Raw genomic sequence first — 20,228 nt, forward strand, 5'->3', positions numbered from 1 at the left:
CGTGTCAGTCAGAAAGCGTAGACGATGAAGCTGGCGTGCAGGCGTGAAAAAATGCGTTATGCCGAGAACAGGGCGATCAGGATCGGTGCCAGCAAACTCATAATAAAACCGTGCACAATCGCAGCGGGCACGATCTCCATGCCGCCGGTGCGTTGCAGAATCGGCAGGGTGAAATCCATTGAAGTCGCGCCACTCAAGCCCAGCGTCATGCTGCGTTGACGCGTTATCAGCAGCGGAATCAGCATAATGGTGATCAGCTCTCGCAGCAGATCGTTGAAGAAGGCGGCGCTGCCTATCACCGGGCCGAACGATTCGCTCATCAAAATGCCGGAAAGCGAATACCAGCCGAAGCCGCTGGCTAACGCCAGGCCAGTTTTAAGCGGCAGATCTAACAGCAGCGCGGCAATCACGCCGCCCACCAGCGCACTGCACAGCGATACCAGCGCCACCAGCATGCCACGCCGGTTGATGGTGATTTGACGCAGCGTCATGCCGCTGCTGCGCAGCTGAATACCGACCAGCAATAGCATCAGCATCAACGCGTATTCACTGATGGTCGAGGCGTGACGCAGCGGCGCCCACTGACTCAAACCAAGCAGAAAGCCCGCCAGCACCGAACCGCACAGCTTAAGCGATTCCAGCGCCATATGCAGCCTTGACGGCAGCGCTTGAGGTTTGTGCTGATGACGCCACGGCCAGCGCCGCTCCAGCAGCCACAGCGCCAGCAGCGAGCAGGCAAGAATACTCAGCATACTTACCAGCGCGATGTGGAAAATGGCCAGCAGATTGCTGCTCAGGTTATCGAGAAACGCCAGGCTGGTGCCCATAAAGAACAGAATGATGTAGACCAGCGCGCTCAACGTGCGGCCAACCGCGTGTAAAAGTGTGGTGTGCCGCAGCGGCAGCAGATAGCCGAAAATCAGCGGCAAAAGGATGATAATCAATCCGTACATATGAGGTTTCTATCCATGATTGGCGGGCTGCCACGCTAGCGAAAAACGGTTGAAGTGTAAACCTTTTCCCCCGGCGCTGACTTGACCAACGCAGCGTGGCGGACCATGCTCAGGCAAAGCATCGGATGGAATGTATGATGATTCTGGAACATATCGATATTCACGGTTTTCGCGGTATTAACCGGCTGTCATTGCCGTTGACCAACACAAATTTGCTGATTGGGGAAAACGCCTGGGGTAAATCGAGCCTACTCGATGCCTTAACGCTGTTGCTGGCACCCGCCGCCGAACCCTATCAATTCACTGAACACGACTTCCACTTTCCTCCCGGAGATATTGATGCCCGCATGCGTCAGTTGCAGCTGGTATTTCGTTTTCGCGCCCAAAGCAATGATGAAAGCGCGTTGTTTCAGCCCTTCTGGCAGCACGATGAGCACGGCCGCTATATTCGTTTTAGCACCCGCGCTAAACGTCAGGATCAGGGTGTAAAAACCACCTGGCGTTTCATCGATCAACATAACGATGTGTTGCCGCTGGCGGGCACCGACGCGGCGCTGGCACATCTGCGCGCTTTTTATCCGGTATTGCGTTTACGCGATGCGCGTTTTGGCCGTCGTAACCGCCATGCTGACAGCGATGTGGAACGCCGCGCGACGACGCTGACGGCACTGGCACAGGAAGTGGAAAATCTGACGCGTGATTTGGTGGTGCGGCCACAAATGCTAAGCGACGATCTGTTGCGTCAGGGGTTGCACACCATGCAGCAGCTGCTGGAACACTATTTTCTGGTGCAGCAGTCAGGCAGTAGCGCGCCGCGCGTGGCACCGGAAGTTCGTGATGGCAGCGAAGGTTGGCGATCGCTGGATAAACTAAACCACCTGATTGCCGGTACGGAATCGCGCAGTCGTCAGGTGATTTTGCTGCGTATGTTCTCGCTGTTGATTCAGGCGCACGGCAACGAACCGCTGCCAGCAGGCGCGCATCCGCTGCTGCTGGTGGAAGATCCGGAGACGCGGCTGCATCCCATTATGCTGTCGGTGGCGTGGAATTTACTGGAGCTGATGCCGCTGCAAAAAATCGCCACCACCAACTCGGGCGAACTGTTATCGCAGGTGCCGCTGGAGAATATCTGTCGGCTGGTGCGCGAACCCGCGCGCGTGGCGGCATGGCGTATTGGGCCCGAAGGTTTAAGTGCTGAAGAGAGCCGCCGTATCGGTTTCCATATCCGCGTGAATCGTCCTTCGGCGCTGTTTGCCCGCTGCTGGCTGCTGGTGGAAGGCGAAACCGAAGTGTGGATTATTAATGAGCTGGCGCGGCAGCGTGGCTATCACTTCGCCGCAGAAGGGGTGAAAGTGATTGAGTTTGCGCAATCGGGTTTGAAACCGCTGCTGAAGTTTGCCCAACGCATGGGCATCGCCTGGCATGTGCTGACCGATGGCGACCAGGCGGGCAGCAAATATGCGGCTACCGCCCGCAGTCAGCTGCCATCAGCGGCGCGGGAAAGCGATCATCTCACGCAATTTCCGGCACCGGATATCGAACATTTTCTCTACAAGCAGGGTTTCAGCGATGTTTATCACCAGACGGCGCACCTGCCGTTAAACGCGCCGATGAATACGCGGCGTATTATTAGTAAAGCCATTCAGCACAGCTCGAAACCTGAGCTGGCGATTGCCGTCGCGATGGTTTCGGCTGAACGCGGGCCACAGGCGATTCCGCCGTTGCTGGATCAGCTGTTTGCGCACGTGATGTGGTTGGCGCGCGGTCGGGCGGATTGAGGAAAGGGTAAGATGCGCCAAATAAAAATGCCAGCGTCTGCGGCTGGCATTTTTTTTCGGGAGTGGTCAGAATATGTGAAACAGCATGCGCGTTAAGCGACCGCGGCTTGCGTGGCTTCACAGGGCACGATCAGGCTGGCATGATTGCCTTTTGGTCCTTCATGGACATCAAACTGAACCTGCTGGCCAGCTTTCAGCGTTCTGTATCCCTCCATCTGAATCGTGGAGTAGTGTGCGAAGATATCGTCGCCGCCGCTAATCGGACAGATAAACCCGAAGCCTTTGGCGTTGTTGAACCATTTTACTGTACCCGTCTCCATGCTTTTACTTCCCTCGCAAGACATTTTGATAAGTAGGTGAGGTCATTGAAGCTGTGAGTCGAGTTTGTTTAAAACTCAATCAGCTTGTGTTAGTAGAATGTAGAGAAACGGACCTTATCGTCAAGCAAACGGCCCTGGCGGACGCGGATAAATTCATCAAAATTTGAGGCAGTTAACGCTATTGCAAATTTTGTGATACAGGTCGCGCATGTGCTTTTAGGGCCAGTTTTTATCAACTGAAAACCGGCTTGACAGGCATGTTAAACTCTAGGATTGGGCGCAGAGATTTGCACAACCGTAACGCAGAATTTCGACGGAACATTATGGCAAACACAAACGACTGGCTTAATTTTGAACATCTAGCCGAAGATAAAGTACGCGAAGGGTTAAAGCCGCCTTCAATGTATAAAGTCATTCTCAATAATGACGATTATACACCTATGGAATTTGTTATTGACGTTCTGCAAAAGTTCTTTTCTTATGATATTGAACGTGCAACGCAGCTGATGTTGAAAGTTCACTACCATGGAAAAGCAATCTGTGGTGTATTCACTGCAGAAGTGGCGGAGACCAAAGTAGCCCAGGTGAACAATTACGCACGAGATAATGAACATCCGTTGCTGTGTACGCTAGAAAAAGCCTGAAGCCATCTCCATATAGGAGATAGGTTGTCAGAGCGATAATTGGGGGAGGTGCCAAATGCTCAATCAAGAACTGGAACTCAGTTTAAATATGGCTTTCGCCAGAGCGCGCGAGCACCGTCATGAGTTTATGACCGTCGAGCATCTGTTGCTGGCATTGCTCAGTAACCCGTCGGCCAGAGAGGCACTGGAAGCCTGCTCGGTGGATATCGTGGCTCTGCGTCAGGAACTCGAAGCCTTCATCGAACAAACCACGCCGGTGCTGCCTGCCAGTGAAGAGGAGCGCGATACCCAACCTACGCTCAGCTTCCAGCGCGTGTTGCAGCGTGCGGTATTCCATGTCCAGTCTTCCGGTCGCAGCGAAGTCGCAGGTGCGAACGTGCTGGTCGCGATTTTTAGCGAGCAGGAGTCGCAAGCGGCTTATCTGCTGCGCAAACACGAAGTGAGCCGCCTCGATGTGGTGAACTTCATCTCCCATGGTACGCGTAAAGACGAACCCGGCCAGCCGCAGAACAATGCGGAGAATCCGGTTAACGAAGAGCAAGCAGGCGGGGAGGATCGTATGGAAAACTTCACCACCAATCTTAATCAGCTTGCTCGTGTCGGCGGAATCGATCCGCTGATCGGCCGCGATAAAGAGCTGGAACGTACTGTTCAGGTATTATGCCGTCGTCGTAAGAACAACCCGCTGCTAGTGGGCGAATCGGGCGTGGGTAAAACCGCGATTGCTGAAGGACTTGCCTGGCGCATTGTGCAGGGCGACGTACCGGAAGTGATGAAAGAGTGCACCATCTATTCACTCGACATCGGTTCGCTGCTGGCGGGTACCAAATACCGTGGTGATTTTGAAAAACGTTTCAAAGCGCTGCTAAAACAGCTGGAACAGGACAGTAACAGCATCCTGTTTATTGATGAAATTCATACCATTATCGGTGCCGGTGCGGCATCGGGTGGCCAGGTCGATGCGGCAAACTTGATCAAACCGTTGCTCTCCAGCGGTAAAATCCGCGTGATGGGTTCAACCACGTATCAGGAGTTCAGCAATATCTTTGAGAAGGATCGTGCGCTGGCGCGTCGTTTCCAGAAGATCGATATTACCGAGCCTTCTGTGGAAGAGACCGTGCAGATTCTTAACGGGCTGAAGCCGAAGTACGAAGCGCACCATGATGTGCGTTATACCGCGAAAGCGGTACGTGCGGCGGTGGAGCTGGCGGTGAAATATATCAACGATCGCCATCTGCCGGATAAAGCCATTGACGTGATCGACGAAGCCGGTGCGCGTGCGCGTCTGGTGCCGGTCAGTAAGCGTAAGAAAACCGTCAACGTTTCGGATATCGAAACGGTGGTGGCGCGCATTGCGCGTATTCCTGAGCAGAGCGTGTCAGCAACCGATCGCGATACGCTGAAAAATCTCGGCGATCGTCTGAAGATGCTGGTGTTTGGTCAGGATAATGCGATTGAAGCACTGACTGAAGCGATCAAGATGAGTCGTGCAGGTTTGGGTCAGGATCGTAAACCGGTTGGTTCCTTCCTGTTTGCGGGCCCAACCGGTGTTGGTAAAACAGAAGTTACTGTCCAGTTAGCGAAAGCGCTGGGTATCGAGCTGCTGCGTTTCGATATGTCTGAGTATATGGAACGTCACACCGTCAGCCGTTTGATTGGTGCGCCTCCGGGTTACGTTGGTTTTGATCAGGGCGGTTTGCTGACCGATGCGGTCATTAAACATCCGCACGCTGTGGTGCTGTTGGATGAAATCGAGAAAGCGCACCCGGATGTCTTCAACCTGCTGCTGCAGGTGATGGACAACGGTATGTTGACCGATAACAACGGCCGCAAAGCAGACTTCCGTAACGTGGTGCTGGTGATGACCACCAACGCCGGTGTGCGTGAGACTGAACGTAAGTCGATTGGCCTTATTCATCAGGACAACAGTACCGACGCGATGGAAGAGATCAAAAAGATCTTTACGCCAGAGTTCCGTAACCGACTCGACAACATTATCTGGTTCCGTCACCTGTCTCAGGAAGTGATTCATCAGGTCGTGGATAAGTTTATCGTCGAGTTGCAGGCTCAGCTGGATGCGAAGGGCGTATCACTGGAAGTTAGCGATGACGCGCGCGATTGGCTGGCTGATAAAGGTTACGACAAAGCGATGGGTGCACGTCCGATGGCACGTGCCGTACAGGAAAACCTGAAGAAACCGTTGGCGAATGAACTGCTGTTTGGTTCACTGGTTGATGGTGGATCGGTATCAGTAGCGCTGGATAAAGATAAAAACCAGCTTACTTACCACTTCCTGAGTGCGGAGAAACGTAAAACCGAAGGTACTGTGCACTAAGCGAAATGCAGATATGAAAAAGGCCGGATGCGAATCCGGCCTTTTTTCGCGCTATGTAAATATAACCATCGCGAGATGTGAATATTTACTTAGCGACTACGGAAGACAATGCGGCCTTTGCTCAGGTCGTACGGGGTCAACTCGACAGTCACTTTGTCGCCCGTCAGGATGCGGATGTAGTTTTTGCGCATTTTACCGGAGATATGAGCGGTAACCACGTGCCCGTTTTCAAGCTCTACGCGGAACATGGTGTTCGGTAACGTATCCAGTACGGTACCTTGCATTTCAATATTGTCTTCTTTGGCCATCGAATCCTCTGGGTGTACTACCAAACTGTTGAACCGGCAAGATAATGCCGAATTCCATGATTTATGTAAAGAACCGTTGATGATTTTGCCAACGCTTCGCCGTGCGTCGCGCCGTTGCGCGTGCAGTACGGATAAATTAGGGTGTTTTTTGACGTCTGCGGGGGATTAGCGGGCTAAGAATCTGTAGCAATCGGCATCAGTTGCACAATCAAAACAGCTTCGGGAAATGTGTGAGATTCCCAACCTGGCAATTCCGGCTCGCCACAGCGAAGCGCGGACGACATACCAAACTCGCTTATTGTATCACTTTTGTCGGGAATTGTGTGCAAAACATCGGTGACCGATGTCAAAAAAGGGTTTGTGTTTGCCAGCAACTCTCGGAAACCGGTTGCCACGCCAGTGTTTGCACGTACTGTAGATAATCGACGCGAGGAATTTCAACCGCACCAAGGGAAGCGGTATGCGGGTTCAGCACCTGACAATCAATCAGCCGGCCCTGATGCGCGAGAAAATGTTGCGCAAAAACCCAGAGCGCGGTTTTCGAGGCATTTTCCTGACGGCTAAACATCGATTCACCGCAAAAAATTTGCCCCAGCGCCAAACCATACATCCCGCCGACCAGTTGCTGATCGCACCAGACTTCGATCGAATGGGCATGACCCAATTCATACAATCGCAACCACGCCCGTTTCACTTCAAACGTAATCCACGTGCCTTCCTGTCGACCACTGGCACAGCCTTCCAGCACCTGCGGAAACGCATGATTCATGGTGACGCGATACGGTGAGCGCTTATGGAAGCGCGCCATACTGCGGCTGAGATGGAAGGATTCTGGCAGCATTACCGCGCGGGGATCCGGCGACCACCAAAGAATCGGATCGCCCGGAGAAAACCACGGGAAAATGCCACGCTGATAAGCATTCATCAGGCGAGCAGGGGAGAGATCGCCGCCCATCGCCAATAATCCATTGGGCTCGCGCAGCGCCATTTCCGGTGGTGGGAAATTTAATGAATCTCGTGAAAGCTGTATCAGTCTCATTGCGTCAATCACACTCAGGGCTGTTGGCTAAGACTATAGCGTAAAGCGCTGATGGAAACGCCAGTAGCGGCCTGCTTTTGAGATTAATTCGGCGTGCGAACCGGATTCAATAATCTGTCCTTGATCCATAACGCAAATACGGTCCATGGCATCTAAACCGCTTAAGCGATGCGTCACCATAATTAGCGTTTTACCACGGGTGACGTGCTGCAATAGCGTCAGAATCTGCTGCTCGGTGCTGGCATCAAGACCTTCAGTGGGTTCATCCAGCAGCCACAAATCGCCATCGTGCAGCAGAGCGCGCGCAATTGCCAGGCGACGCAGTTCACCGCCAGATAACGGTCGACCGCCATCGCCCATCCATGCGTTCAATCCTTCGTTGTGTTCGGCCAGATGAGCCAGACCGACCTTGTTTAATGCATCAACCAGTTGCTCATCGCTGGCATCCGGTTTTGCCAGCAACAAATTGTCGCGTAGCGTTTGGCTAAACAGATGCACGCGCTGTGTTACCACGCTAATACGGCTGCGCAGCGAAGCTTCGTCCCATAAAGCGATATCGCTGTCGTTCAGGCTAATCGAACCTTGTTGCGCTTCCCAACCTCGGGTAATCAGCGCCAGCAGGCTGGATTTGCCGCAGCCGGTTGGACCGAGCAGCGCCAGATGTTCGCCTGCATTTAGCGATAGAGAGAAATGCTGCAACACCGGTTCAGGACGCTGCGGATAGCTGAAACTGATGTTTTCCATTTTCAGGTTAATACCTGAAGCACTACTGATTTTAGCGTGAGGAAAATGTATCGCAGCGGGCTGTTCAATGATTTCCTGTACCCGCTTAGCGGCGCTGGTCACATGCGACAGTGGCAGAAACGCACCGGCAACCGGGGTCAGCGCTTCAAATGCCGCCAGTCCGCAAAACACAAACAGCGCGATAAATGCGCCTGGTGTACTGTTTCCCCCCACGCCATTGGCGGAAATCCATAACAACAGCGTCACCGTCGTGCCGCTGATGACCAGTAGCAGGCTTTGCGCCAGCGCCTGCAGGCGATGTTGCCTGCGTTGCGCCTGTTGCCAGTTAAGTTCTTCTTTATCAAGCTGGGCGCGCCACAGATCTGCAGCGCCATAAATTTTCAGCTCAGACAGGCCGGTAATCCAGTGCGTCAACTGCATGCGCCAGCTGGCCTGATGCTGGGCAATCTGGTGTCCGGCTGAAGTGCCAAGCCGCCAGAACAGCGGCGGCATGAGCAACAGCGTCAGTAGCATAATGCCGCCGAGCAGCAAAGCTAAGGGTACATCCAGTAGCGCCAAACCGCAGGTGACCACCACAATCACTACGGCTGCGCCAATTAACGGCGAGAGCACACGCAGGTAGAGATGATCGAGTGTATCGACGTCGCTGACAAAGCGGTTGAGTAATTCACCCTGACGAAAACGAGCCAGCTGTTCTGGCGCGAGGGTGATAAGTTTGCCAAAGGTAAACACGCGCAAATGTTGTAGCACGCGGAAGGTGGCATCGTGGCTCACCAGACGCTCAAAATAACGCGCGGCCGTGCGGGTGATCGCTGCGCCGCGCACGCCGGCAGCGGGCAGCATGTAGTTGAACGTGTAAAGTCCTGTTACGCCCGCCAGCGAAGAGGCGGCGAGAAACCAGCCGGATAAGGTCAGCAGTCCAATACTGGCAAGCAAGGTGACGATGGCAAGAACAACGCCAAGCCCTAAACGCCATGGATGACGGCTAAAAAGACGCAGGAAAGGCAATAAATTGTTCATTACACGATCTCCTTTTGACGATGCTGCGCCATTTCCCGCAGTGGTCCATCTTGTTCAATCAGCTCCTGCCAATGGCCTTGTTGCACCAGTTGCCCCGCCTGCATCACCCACACTTCATCCCAACTCGCGAGCTCGTTAAGTTGGTGCGTGATCATCAGCGTGGTTTGCTGAGTGGCTGCTTGTTGCAAGGCATTGATGACATGCTGCTCGCTCTGACTATCCAGTCCGGAACCGGGCTCATCAAGCAGCAGCAGTTGTGCGGGTTTAAGCAAGGCACGCGCTACGGCGATACGCTGCGCCTGCCCAACGGAAAGGCCCACGCCACCATCGCCTAAAACGGTTTCTAATCCTTGTGGCAGACGATCTAAAAACTCATCAACGCCCGCGCGTTGTAGAACCGACATGAGCGTAGCGTCATCAATGCGGCTATTGAGCAGCAGATTTTCACGCAGCGTTTGCGCGGGTAAATGGGGATTTTGGCCAACCCAGGCGATATGTTTTTGCCAGCTATCACGGCTAATATCGCGGAGCTCCTGTCCATTGATCTGCAGCGAACCATGATAAGGCAGGAAACCCAGTAAGACGTTCATTAGCGCGGTTTTCCCTGCGCCGCTTTGTCCTACCAACGCCACGCGTTTACCGGCGTCGAGAGTAAAATTTAGTGATTGAGACAGCGCTTCACCGCTGGCGGTCATTACCACCAAATCCTGAGCATGAAGATGAAGCGGTGCCGTGAGGGAAAGCTCGCGAGAAGCGTGTTCTATGGTTGGGTCGGGACTTTCACGGAGAAACTGTTCCAGCGCATCAGCTCCGCCAATCGCTTGCGCTTTGGCGTGATAAAAAGTGCCTAAATCGCGTAACGGCTGGAAAAATTCAGGTGCCAGAATTAATGCCAGGAAACCGGCAAACAGGGTTACGCCGGTGCTGTAATGACCAAAATTCAGTTCGCCAAGGTAAGAGAAACCGAAATAGACCGCGACGACAGCAATCGCCAGTGAGGCAAAAAACTCCAGCACGGCGGAAGAGAGAAACGCCAGGCGCAACACTTCCATGGTGCGTTGACGGAAATCGGTGGTGCTGGCGGCAATTGCCTCTTGCTCTGCCGCGCCGCGATAGAACAGGCGCAACGTTTCACGTCCACGCAGACGATCGTAAAAATCACCGCTCAGCCTTGCGAGAGCAACAAAGTTGCGGCGGTTGGCATCCGCCGCGCCCATACCAACCATCGCCATAAACAGAGGAATCAGTGGCGCGGTCACCAGCAGAATCAATCCTGCCGCCCAGTTAATCGGGAAAATGGCGATCAAAATAGCTAACGGAATGAAGACAGCTAGCGACATTTGTGGCAAATAGCGCGCGTAGTATTCCTGCATCTCTTCGATTTGTTCGAGCAGCAGCGTAGCCCAACTGCCTGCGGGTTTACCCTGAATCCAGGCGGGACCGAGCACATTGAGGCGATCCAGAACCTGCTGACGCAGCGTACGGCGAATGGCGACGCCAGCGCGATGTCCTGCCATTTCGCGGGCGTAATGCAATCCAGCACGTAAGACAAAGCACAGCAGCAGCAACAGAAAATCGGTGAGCAGTGAGGCGCGAGGTTGTTGCGCGACCACCAGATTTTGCAGCAGTGAAGCCAGTAACCAGGCTTGGGCGATAATGACCAGTGCGCCAGCAAAACCCAACAGCGAAGCCACACGCAAGTTGCGCGCACCGTGATGACGTTGCTGACGGAGCCAGCGAAGAAGTTCTTGTTGCCGTGATTTGTTCATGCGATGCCGTTTGGTAACTCAAAAGAGATGTGAATCCCGGATGAAAACCCAGCAATGTCGGGCGCGTGAACTGTAGCACGCAGGTAACAAAAAAGGCGACCAAAACTGGCCGCCTTTAGGCGATTATGATCAGGTTATTAACAACTTACTTATCGTTTTTAACCAGTCCATCAAGGAAGCGTTCCGCATCCAGCGCAGCCATACAGCCGGTACCGGCAGAGGTAATGGCCTGGCGATAAATATGATCCATCACATCGCCGGCAGCGAACACGCCTGGGATGCTGGTTTGAGTGGCGTTACCATGCAAACCAGACTGCACTTTGATGTAGCCATTTTCTAAATCCAGCTGACCATCAAAGATTGCGGTATTTGGACTATGGCCGATAGCAACAAACAGACCAGCGACATCGATTGATTCCGCCGCTTCACCTTTGGTAGAAAGCAGTTTCAAGCCTGTCACGCCCATTTGATCGCCGACCACTTCGTTCAGCGTGCGATCGGTGTGCAGCACGATGTTGCCATTACGCACTTTTTCCATCAGACGGTCGATGAGGATTTTCTCCGCGCGGAAGCTGTCGCGACGGTGAATCAGATGCACTTCAGCGGCAATGTTAGCCAGGTAAAGTGCCTCCTCAACGGCAGTGTTGCCTCCACCAATCACGGCAACTTTCTGGTTGCGGTAGAAGAAACCATCACAGGTCGCGCAAGCAGATACGCCTTTGCCTTTGAACGCTTCTTCTGATGGCAGACCGAGATAACGCGCTGAGGCGCCAGTTGCGATGATCAAGGCATCTGCAGTGTATTCACCGCTGTCGCCGACCAGACGGAACGGACGGTTCTGCAAATCGACGGTATGAATGTGGTCAAAAATGATCTCGGTGTTGAATTTCTCAGCATGCTCTTGCATGCGTTCCATCAACGCTGGACCGGTCAGATCGTTTGCATCGCCTGGCCAGTTCTCCACCTCGGTGGTGGTGGTGAGCTGACCCCCTTTTTCCAGCCCGGTGATTAATACCGGATTCAGGTTAGCGCGCGCTGCATATACCGCAGCAGTGTAACCGGCAGGGCCGGAGCCCAGAATGAGCAGCTTACTGTGTTTGGCCGTACTCATGCGTTCCTCAATTTTTCTGACAACATAGTTTTTGATTGTAGGGAAATTAACGTCGCAAAAAAAGGCTTCAGCAATTTTGTTAACAATCACTGCGAGCGGCGTAGACGATGAGTGTAAATTTTGCACGCGCGTTGCGCCAAAAGGGGGCAATGCTCGGCAATTAGTGGTGCAGCAGCATAAAAATTCTCATTTAAAAACAGCAACCCAGAACTCTATCTGGCATCTTGTACTGAATTTGGATGTTTTACTTTGACAATCGCCTGCGCTTTTGCGAAAACATTGGGAGAAGCAGAGAATATTTAGCGATTCAAAACAGAATTTCATTTCTGTTTTGGCCTTTTTAGCCGAATAAACTCAGCCTGACATTGGTAGTGACGCATGATGTGGACAGACAACATGCGTCATACGGATGGACGCGTTACTGCACAGGCTTATGGTCTTCACTTCAGTAAGGCCCTGAACAATGAGCGTTTTCAGGGTGTGGCAGGTAAAGGGAAGGAATTAAGAGAGACAATAATAATGGTAGACAATAAGAAACGCCCCGGAAAAGATTTAGATCGTATCGACAGAAATATTCTGAATGAACTGCAGAAAGACGGTCGAATTTCCAATGTCGAGCTTTCCAAACGTGTTGGATTATCGCCAACGCCTTGTCTTGAGCGCGTACGCCGCCTCGAACGTCAAGGCTTCATTCTGGGCTACACCGCGCAGCTCAATCCCCATTATCTGGATGCTTCATTGCTGGTTTTCGTTGAGATTACTCTGAATCGTGGTGCACCAGATGTGTTTGAGCAATTTAACGCCGCTGTGCAAAAACTTGAGGAAACTCAAGAATGTCACCTCGTTTCCGGTGACTTTGACTACCTGCTGAAAACCCGCGTACCGGATATGTCCGCCTATCGTAAACTGCTGGGCGAAACCTTGCTGCGTCTGCCGGGCGTAAACGACACCCGTACTTACGTGGTGATGGAAGAGGTCAAACAGAGCAATCGTCTGGTGATCAAAACCCGGTAGTGCAGGGCAGGTGCAAAGCTTGCAGGATTTCGGTACACTCCTGTGAATTCATACAGGACCAGCGTCGGGCATGCCCGGCGTTGTTGCCTTCTTAATTTACAGGCACCTGGAGAGTTCTCTTGAGCCAGGAATATACAGAAGATAAAGATGTTTCGTTACAACCGCTGAGCAGTGGACGTCGTCTGCTGGAAGCGTTGCTCATTCTTGTGGCCTTGTTCGCCATCTATTTGATGGTGTCGCTGGTTAGTTTTAACCCTTCAGATCCAAGCTGGTCACAAACCGCATGGCACGAACCTATCCATAATTTGGGTGGTAGCGTCGGCGCATGGCTGGCCGATACGCTATTGTTCATTTTTGGCGTGATGGCTTACGCCATTCCTCCCGTCATTATTGGTCTGTGTTGGATCACCTTCCGCCAACGCGATCGCCAGGATTACATCGACTACTTTGCCGTGGGTTTACGTCTGATTGGCGTACTGGCGCTGGTGGTAACAACCTGTGGTCTTGCGGCGCTCAACGTAGATGACATCTGGTATTTTGCTTCCGGCGGCGTCATTGGCAGCCTGGTCAGCAATGCAATGGCACCTTGGTTCAGTTCGGCTGGTGGCACCTTAACGCTGCTGTGCGTCTGGGCTGCCGGGATCACCCTTTACACCGGTTGGTCATGGCTGACGATTGCCGAGAAGATCGGTGGCGTGGTGATGGGTGTTCTGACCTTTGCCAGCAACCGTTCACGCCATGATGAACCCTGGCAGGAAGAAGAATACGACGACGAAGAGCAGGCTGATGAGGCGTCGCCTTCAATGCCTGCTTTACAGCCTGCAAATGAAGAAGACGATGTCTTGTTAGCCAAACCGCGCAAGATCAGCGAACCCGTTGCTGCAGAGTTGGGCGACGATCCGCTGCTGGCGAAGGCCAGTGCGGCAACTGCTGCTGCGATTGCGGTTACCACGCAAGCCGCACAGCAAAGCCCAGCCGTCGCGCAGCCTGGGACAAGTGCACCTGCAGAACCCGTCGCGATGCCGCGCGTTGCAGAATCTGCTGCCCAGCCAACGTCGGTTCCACAGCCTGTCGCTGCGGCGCCCGATCCGATCGCGCAACCTTCTACGCCGCTCTATCGTTTCGAGATGCCAAATGAACCGGCACCTTCGCCGTTTTCGCCGGCTGATGACGATGAAGGCCCAAGTATGGGCAACTGGCAGGATGCCGCTTCATCTTCAGCGCCTTTAAACAGTGTCGCCGCCGCTTCACTGGCTGCGGGAGCAGTAAAAGCAGCATCTTCAACAGCTGCTTATTCGCCTGCTTTCGATATCGTGCCTGAGCGTGATTACAACCCGCAGGTGAAGCAGGGCATTGGCCCAGAATTGCCGCGTCCGAATAAGGTTAAGTTGCCAACTCGACGCGAGTTAGCGTCGTACGGTATCAAGTTGCCTTCGCAGCGTATGGCGGAAGAGCAGGCTAAAGATGCTGAGCAGCAACAGCCGGAAGTCACCGCGTCTTACAGCGTTCCTCCTCAGGAGGATGATGTTGAGCTGCAAGAGGCGCAGTTGCGTGAAGCCTTCGCATCACAGCAGCAGAATCGTTACGGTGAAAGCTGGCAGGGCGCGTCTGAGCCTGAAGATGAGGATGCATTGCAGCAGGCTCAACTGGCACGTCAGTTCGCCATTCAGCAGCAGCAACGCTATAACGAATCTGATGTGAAAGAAGCGCCGGTCTTTAATCTGGATACCTCGTCTGCGTTTGATTTTTCGCCAATGAAAGATCTGGTCGACGACAGCCCAAGCGAGCCGCTATTTACGATCTCTGCAACGCCAGAGCCGGAAGAACCCGCGCAGTGGCAGCAACCTGCTGCGCCGGAGCCTGCGTCATTACCTTCATTAAGTGCTGAATCTAGCCCGTGGTCGTCACCGGAACAGGAAGCCTATTCTGCGCCGCCTGCACCAGTGAAACCTGCAGCGCCAGCACAGGATAGCTTGTTCCATCCGTTCCTGGTTCGCCATGAACAGCCACTGGAAAAACCTTCTACGCCGCTGCCAACGCTGGATCTGCTCACGTCACCACCGGCAGAAGAAGAGCCGGTGGATATGTTTGCGCTGGAGCAAACGGCGCGACTGGTTGAGGCTCGACTGGCTGATTATCGTGTGAAGGCGGAAGTGGTAGGTATTTCGCCTGGGCCGGTCATCACCCGTTTTGAGCTCGACTTAGCGCCAGGCGTTAAAGCTTCACGTATCTCTAACTTATCGCGTGACCTGGCGCGTTCACTGTCAGCGGTTGCCGTGCGCGTGGTGGAAGTCATTCCAGGTAAGCCTTATGTCGGGCTTGAACTGCCAAATAAACATCGTCAAACAGTTTATCTGCGCGAAGTGCTGGATTGTCCTAAATTCCGTGAAAATCCGTCACCGCTTGCAGTGGTATTAGGGAAAGACATTGCTGGCCAGCCGGTTGTGGCTGATTTGGCGAAAATGCCTCACTTACTGGTTGCCGGTACCACTGGTTCCGGTAAATCGGTGGGCGTTAACACCATGATCATTAGCATGTTGTATAAAGCCACGCCGGAAGAAGTGCGCTTTATCATGATCGACCCGAAAATGCTTGAGCTGTCAGTCTACGAAGGCATTCCGCATCTGCTGACCGAAGTGGTTACTGATATGAAAGATGCGGCCAATGCGCTGCGCTGGAGTGTCGGTGAAATGGAGCGTCGCTATAAGCTGATGTCTGCGCTGGGCGTGCGTAATCTTGCCGGATATAACGAGAAGATTGAGCAGGCTGCGGCGATGGGCCGACCAATTCCCGATCCGTTCTGGAAGCCGGGCGATAGCATGGATACCACGCCGCCGGTGCTTGAAAAACTGCCTTATATCGTGGTACTGGTCGACGAATTTGCCGATCTGATGATGGCGGTCGGTAAGAAGGTTGAAGAGTTGATTGCTCGTCTGGCACAGAAAGCACGTGCGGCGGGTATTCACCTGGTGCTGGCGACACAGCGTCCGTCGGTCGATGTGATTACCGGTCTGATCAAAGCCAACATCCCGACGCGTATCGCCTTTACCGTTTCCAGTAAGATTGACTCACGCACCATCCTTGATCAAGGCGGTGCGGAATCGCTGCTGGGCATGGGTGACATGCTGTACATGCCGCCAAACTCCTCAATGCCAGTGCGCGTGCACGGTGCATTCGTGCGCGACCAGGAAGTCCATGCGGTCGTTCAGGACTGGAAAGCACGCGGTCGCCCGCAATACATCGAAAGCATCACCGCTGGTGAAGAGAGTGATAGCGCGGCTGGCGGTATGATGGGTGATGAAGAGCTGGATCCGCTGTTCGATCAGGCGGTCTCTTTCGTGGTGGAAAAACGCCGGGCGTCCATTTCTGGGGTTCAGCGCCAGTTCCGTATTGGTTATAACCGTGCTGCACGCATCATCGAGCAGATGGAAGCGCAGGGCATCGTTTCTGAACCGGGACACAATGGCAACCGTGAAGTGCTTTCACCGCCGCCACACGAAATGTAAATTATCGCGTGCGATTGTCTGCTTATGGGCCAGTTAACACTGGCCCATTGTTTATCTGTTGGTCGATCCCCATATCTTCGGGAGCTTTCGGCTTTTTCTCCTGTCGAAGAGACAGGACGACAACTACGTTTAATGCAGTAAGTGTCGGGAAACAATGAATAAGGAATCGAATCAGATGAAATTACGCGTTATTGCCTGTGGCCTGTTGGCCAGTTTTGTTTCCGCATCAGTATTGGCGGATGCGTCCAGCGATCTGCAACAGCGTCTCAATAAGGTGAACAGCTTCCATGCCAGCTTCAGTCAGAAAGTGACCGATGGCAGCGGCGCCAACGTGCAGGATGGTGAAGGTGAGCTGTGGGTTAAGCGCCCAAGTTTGTTTAACTGGCACATGACCGCGCCGGACGAAAGTGTAATTATCTCTGATGGCAAAAATCTATGGTTCTACAATCCCTTCGTTGAACAAGCGAGTGTTAGCCTGCTGCAAAAAGCGGCCAGCAATACGCCGTTTATGCTGATTGCGCGTAACCAACCAAGTGACTGGAAACAGTACAATATTAAGCAGCAGGGCGATAATTTCGAGCTAACGCCGAAAAGCAGTGATGGCAACCTCAAGCAGTTCACCATCAATGTGACATCGTCTGGCACCATCAATAAGTTCAGCGCGATTGAGCAAGATGGTCAGCACAGCGATTATCAGCTGAAGAGCCAAAACAACGGTGCCATTAGCCCAGACAAATTCACCTTTACGCCGCCAAAAGGGGTAACGGTGGACGATCAACGTCAGTGAGGTCTCGGTGAGTAACCTGTCTCTGGATTTTGCACCTTCGAATGAGTTTCAGCCGCTGGCCGCGCGTATGCGGCCAGCTACGCTGCAACATTACATTGGGCAGCAGCATTTGCTGGCGCCTGGTAAACCGCTGCCGCGCGCTATTGAGGCTGGGCATCTGCATTCGATGATTTTGTGGGGACCGCCGGGGACAGGGAAAACAACATTAGCCGAGATCATCGCCCATTACGGTAAAGCTGATGTTGAGCGGATTTCTGCGGTGACTTCTGGCGTCAAAGAGATTCGTGAAGCGATAGAGCGCGCCCGGCAAAATCGTCAGGTGGGCCGACGCACCATTCTGTTTGTCGACGAAGTTCATCGCTTTAACAAAAGTCAGCAGGATGCATTCCTGCCACATATTGAAGATGGCACCATCACGTTTATCGGTGCCACCACCGAAAATCCCTCGTTTGAGCTCAACTCGGCGCTGCTATCGCGTGCTCGTGTCTATTTACTCAAATCTCTCACCACTGCTGATATCGAACAGGTTTTGCTGCAGGCGATGCAGGATGACGATCGCGGTTATGGCAAAAGCGATATTGTGCTGCCGGATAATACGCGCCACATGATTGCAGAGTTGGTGAACGGGGATGCGCGTCGGGCACTGAATACGCTGGAAATGATGGCGGATATGGCTGAGAGCAACGCCAAAGGCCAGCGTGAATTAACGCCACAATTGCTTAACGAAGTTTCCGGTGAAAGAGCGGCGCGTTTCGATAACAAAGGCGATCGTTTCTACGATCTGATCTCCGCTCTGCATAAATCGGTACGTGGTTCAGCACCCGATGCGGCACTTTACTGGTATGCAAGAATCATCACCGCCGGCGGCGATCCGCTGTATGTCGCGCGCCGTTTGCTGGCTATCGCTTCGGAAGATGTCGGGAACGCCGATCCGCGCGGCATGCAGGTTGCGTTAGCGGCCTGGGATTGCTTCACTCGCGTCGGTCCAGCTGAAGGCGAAAGGGCAATTGCGCAGGCGATTGTCTACCTTGCCAGCGCACCCAAAAGTAATGCCGTTTACACCGCGTTCAAAGCCGCGATGCGCGATGCGCGCGAGTTTCCTGACTACGATGTGCCGGAACATTTACGCAATGCGCCGACCAAATTGATGAAGGAGATGGGGCTGGGTAAAGAGTATCGCTATGCGCACGACGAGACTAACGCCTATGCCGCTGGCGAAGTCTATTTCCCGCCAGAAATGGCGCAGACACGCTACTATCAACCGACGAATCGCGGGCTTGAAGGGAAAATTGGCGAAAAACTCGCCTGGCTGGCTGAGCAGGATCAAAATAGCCCGATAAAACGCTACCGCTGATAAACACCTTACGGTAAGGTGAGCAAGGATTTCATTGCATTCCATAGGGATGCAAGTCCCGCCATTCGTTCAATCAACCTTTTATTACACAGGATTAGCATGCTCGATCCCAACCTGCTGCGTAACGAGCCAGACGCAGTCGCAGAAAAACTGGCACGCCGAGGATTTAAACTGGATGTGGAAACCTTACGTTCGCTCGAAGAGCGTCGTAAAGTCTTGCAGGTAGAAACTGAAAATCTGCAAGCTGAGCGTAATTCCCGATCCAAATCCATCGGTCAGGCCAAAGCACGTGGGGAAGACATCGAGCCGCTGCGTCAGGAAGTGAACGCACTGGGCGAACGCCTGGATGCGGCTAAAGCAGAACTGGATGCCCTGCAAAACGAAATTCGTGACTTTGCCCTCGCATTGCCAAATCTCCCGGTTGACGAAGTCCCGTTGGGTAAAGATGACAGCGAGAACCAGGAAGTCAGCCGCTGGGGCCAGCCACGCCAGTTCGATTTCCCGGTAAAAGACCATGTTGAGTTGGGTGAAGCCGCAAAAGGTCTGGATTTTGCCGCAGCGGTGAAACTGACGGGTTCACGTTTCATTGTCATGCAGGGCCAGATTGCGCGTCTGCACCGTGCGCTTAGCCAGTTTATGCTTGACCTGCACACGCAGCAGCACGGTTATCTTGAAACCTATGTTCCGTATCTGGTTAATCAGGAAACACTGTATGGAACCGGTCAACTGCCAAAGTTTGGTGAAGATCTGTTCCATACCAAGCCGCTGGGCGAAGAAGCAGGTAGCAGCAACTATGCGTTGATCCCAACCGCTGAAGTGCCGCTGACCAATCTGGTGCGCGATGAAATCGTTGAAGAAGAATCTTTGCCGCTCAAACTCACCGCACACACGCCATGCTTCCGTTCTGAAGCCGGTTCTTACGGACGGGATACGCGCGGTTTAATCCGTATGCACCAGTTCGACAAAGTGGAAATGGTGCAGATTGTAGCGCCTGAAACTTCTATGGACGCACTCGAAGAGTTGGTCGGCCATGCAGAGAAAGTGCTGCAGCTGCTCAATCTGCCATACCGTAAAGTGCTGCTTTGCACCGGCGATATGGGCTTCGGCTCTGCCAAAACTTACGACCTGGAAGTTTGGCTGCCAGCTCAGGACACTTATCGTGAGATCTCCTCTTGCTCCAACATGGGGGATTTCCAGGCTCGTCGTATGCAGGCACGCTGCCGCAGCAAAACCGACAAGAAACCACGTTTGGTGCATACGCTGAATGGTTCTGGTCTGGCGGTTGGTCGTACTTTGGTCGCTGTGCTGGAAAACTACCAGCAAGCAGATGGCCGCATTGAAGTGCCAGAAGTGTTACGTCCTTATATGGGCGGACTGGAATTCGTTGGCTAATTAACGCGCAATGATATAAGCCCGGCAATGCCGGGTTTTTTGTTTCTTAAGCTTAAAGATAATTATTTTTTAGTCGGAATTAATCAGAAATAAACGTTATCGACAATAAATGGCCATTAACCATTAAAAATCATAAATTCAAATAGATAGATGT

15 protein-coding genes are annotated in these 20,228 nt (G+C 53.1%); 8 read left to right on the forward strand and 7 right to left on the reverse strand.

Annotation, left to right across the window (positions count from 1 at the left end; translation table 11 throughout):
• Positions 1 to 56: 56 nt before the first annotated feature.
• Positions 57 to 953 carry a LysO family transporter gene (locus NQH49_RS06760; protein WP_256696077.1) on the reverse strand — a complete coding sequence of 299 codons (897 nt, stop codon included), beginning with the start codon at positions 951 to 953 and terminating at the stop codon, positions 57 to 59.
• Between the two features lie 137 nt (positions 954 to 1,090).
• Between NQH49_RS06760 and NQH49_RS06765 the strand changes: the two genes are divergently transcribed.
• A complete protein-coding gene (locus tag NQH49_RS06765; RefSeq protein WP_256698387.1) occupies positions 1,091 to 2,731 on the forward strand; it encodes an ATP-dependent nuclease in 1,641 nt (546 codons plus the stop codon).
• A gap of 92 nt (positions 2,732 to 2,823) precedes the next feature.
• Here the strand turns inward: NQH49_RS06765 and cspD are convergent, their stop codons facing one another.
• Positions 2,824 to 3,051 carry a cold shock-like protein CspD gene (cspD, locus tag NQH49_RS06770; protein ID WP_007887624.1) on the reverse strand — a complete coding sequence of 76 codons (228 nt, stop codon included), beginning with the start codon at positions 3,049 to 3,051 and terminating at the stop codon, positions 2,824 to 2,826.
• A 323-nt stretch (positions 3,052 to 3,374) separates the two neighbouring features.
• Between cspD and clpS the strand changes: the two genes are divergently transcribed.
• Both clpS and clpA read left to right on the forward strand, forming a co-directional pair.
• Complete coding sequence (gene clpS / locus NQH49_RS06775) at positions 3,375 to 3,695, forward strand: ATP-dependent Clp protease adapter ClpS (protein ID WP_007887621.1); 321 nt, start codon at positions 3,375 to 3,377, stop codon at positions 3,693 to 3,695.
• A gap of 55 nt (positions 3,696 to 3,750) precedes the next feature.
• Positions 3,751 to 6,030 carry an ATP-dependent Clp protease ATP-binding subunit ClpA gene (gene clpA, locus NQH49_RS06780; RefSeq protein ID WP_008102430.1) on the forward strand — a complete coding sequence of 760 codons (2,280 nt, stop codon included), beginning with the start codon at positions 3,751 to 3,753 and terminating at the stop codon, positions 6,028 to 6,030.
• Between the two features lie 89 nt (positions 6,031 to 6,119).
• Here clpA and infA read toward each other — a convergent pair whose 3' ends face one another.
• The 5 genes from infA to trxB form a co-directional block, all read right to left on the reverse strand.
• Positions 6,120 to 6,338 carry a translation initiation factor IF-1 gene (infA, locus tag NQH49_RS06785; RefSeq protein WP_002211347.1) on the reverse strand — a complete coding sequence of 73 codons (219 nt, stop codon included), beginning with the start codon at positions 6,336 to 6,338 and terminating at the stop codon, positions 6,120 to 6,122.
• A 346-nt stretch (positions 6,339 to 6,684) separates the two neighbouring features.
• Positions 6,685 to 7,377: a leucyl/phenylalanyl-tRNA--protein transferase gene (gene aat / locus NQH49_RS06790; RefSeq protein ID WP_036647907.1), complete on the reverse strand. Its 693-nt coding sequence runs from the start codon at positions 7,375 to 7,377 to the stop codon at positions 6,685 to 6,687.
• Positions 7,378 to 7,410: 33 nt separating this feature from the next.
• Positions 7,411 to 9,141: a heme ABC transporter ATP-binding protein/permease CydC gene (cydC, locus tag NQH49_RS06795; RefSeq protein ID WP_256696079.1), complete on the reverse strand. Its 1,731-nt coding sequence runs from the start codon at positions 9,139 to 9,141 to the stop codon at positions 7,411 to 7,413.
• Entirely contained in the window at positions 9,141 to 10,910 is a 1,770-nt protein-coding gene (gene cydD, locus NQH49_RS06800; protein WP_256696080.1) for a heme ABC transporter permease/ATP-binding protein CydD, read from the reverse strand. Before cydD ends, cydC begins: the two co-directional genes overlap by 1 nt.
• A gap of 145 nt (positions 10,911 to 11,055) precedes the next feature.
• On the reverse strand, positions 11,056 to 12,021 hold the full coding sequence (trxB, locus tag NQH49_RS06805; RefSeq protein ID WP_256696082.1) for a thioredoxin-disulfide reductase: 966 nt from the start codon (positions 12,019 to 12,021) through the stop codon (positions 11,056 to 11,058).
• A gap of 519 nt (positions 12,022 to 12,540) precedes the next feature.
• On the opposite strand from trxB, the gene lrp reads away from it, so the two are divergent.
• The 5 genes from lrp (at position 12,541) to serS (ending at position 20,074) form a co-directional block, all read left to right on the forward strand.
• A complete protein-coding gene (gene lrp / locus NQH49_RS06810) occupies positions 12,541 to 13,035 on the forward strand; it encodes a leucine-responsive transcriptional regulator Lrp (RefSeq protein ID WP_006118610.1) in 495 nt (164 codons plus the stop codon).
• A 119-nt stretch (positions 13,036 to 13,154) separates the two neighbouring features.
• On the forward strand, positions 13,155 to 16,541 hold the full coding sequence (locus NQH49_RS06815; RefSeq protein WP_256696083.1) for a DNA translocase FtsK 4TM domain-containing protein: 3,387 nt from the start codon (positions 13,155 to 13,157) through the stop codon (positions 16,539 to 16,541).
• Between the two features lie 175 nt (positions 16,542 to 16,716).
• Complete coding sequence (lolA, locus tag NQH49_RS06820) at positions 16,717 to 17,328, forward strand: outer membrane lipoprotein periplasmic chaperone LolA (protein WP_256696084.1); 612 nt, start codon at positions 16,717 to 16,719, stop codon at positions 17,326 to 17,328.
• 7 nt (positions 17,329 to 17,335) lie between these two features.
• Positions 17,336 to 18,682, forward strand: coding sequence for a replication-associated recombination protein A (locus NQH49_RS06825; RefSeq protein WP_256696086.1), 1,347 nt, complete (start codon positions 17,336 to 17,338; stop codon positions 18,680 to 18,682).
• A gap of 99 nt (positions 18,683 to 18,781) precedes the next feature.
• Positions 18,782 to 20,074, forward strand: coding sequence for a serine--tRNA ligase (gene serS / locus NQH49_RS06830; RefSeq protein WP_008102413.1), 1,293 nt, complete (start codon positions 18,782 to 18,784; stop codon positions 20,072 to 20,074).
• The last annotated feature ends 154 nt before the right edge of the window (positions 20,075 to 20,228 follow it).

Source organism: Pantoea trifolii (assembly GCF_024506435.1).
GTDB lineage: Bacteria > Pseudomonadota > Gammaproteobacteria > Enterobacterales > Enterobacteriaceae > Pantoea > Pantoea trifolii.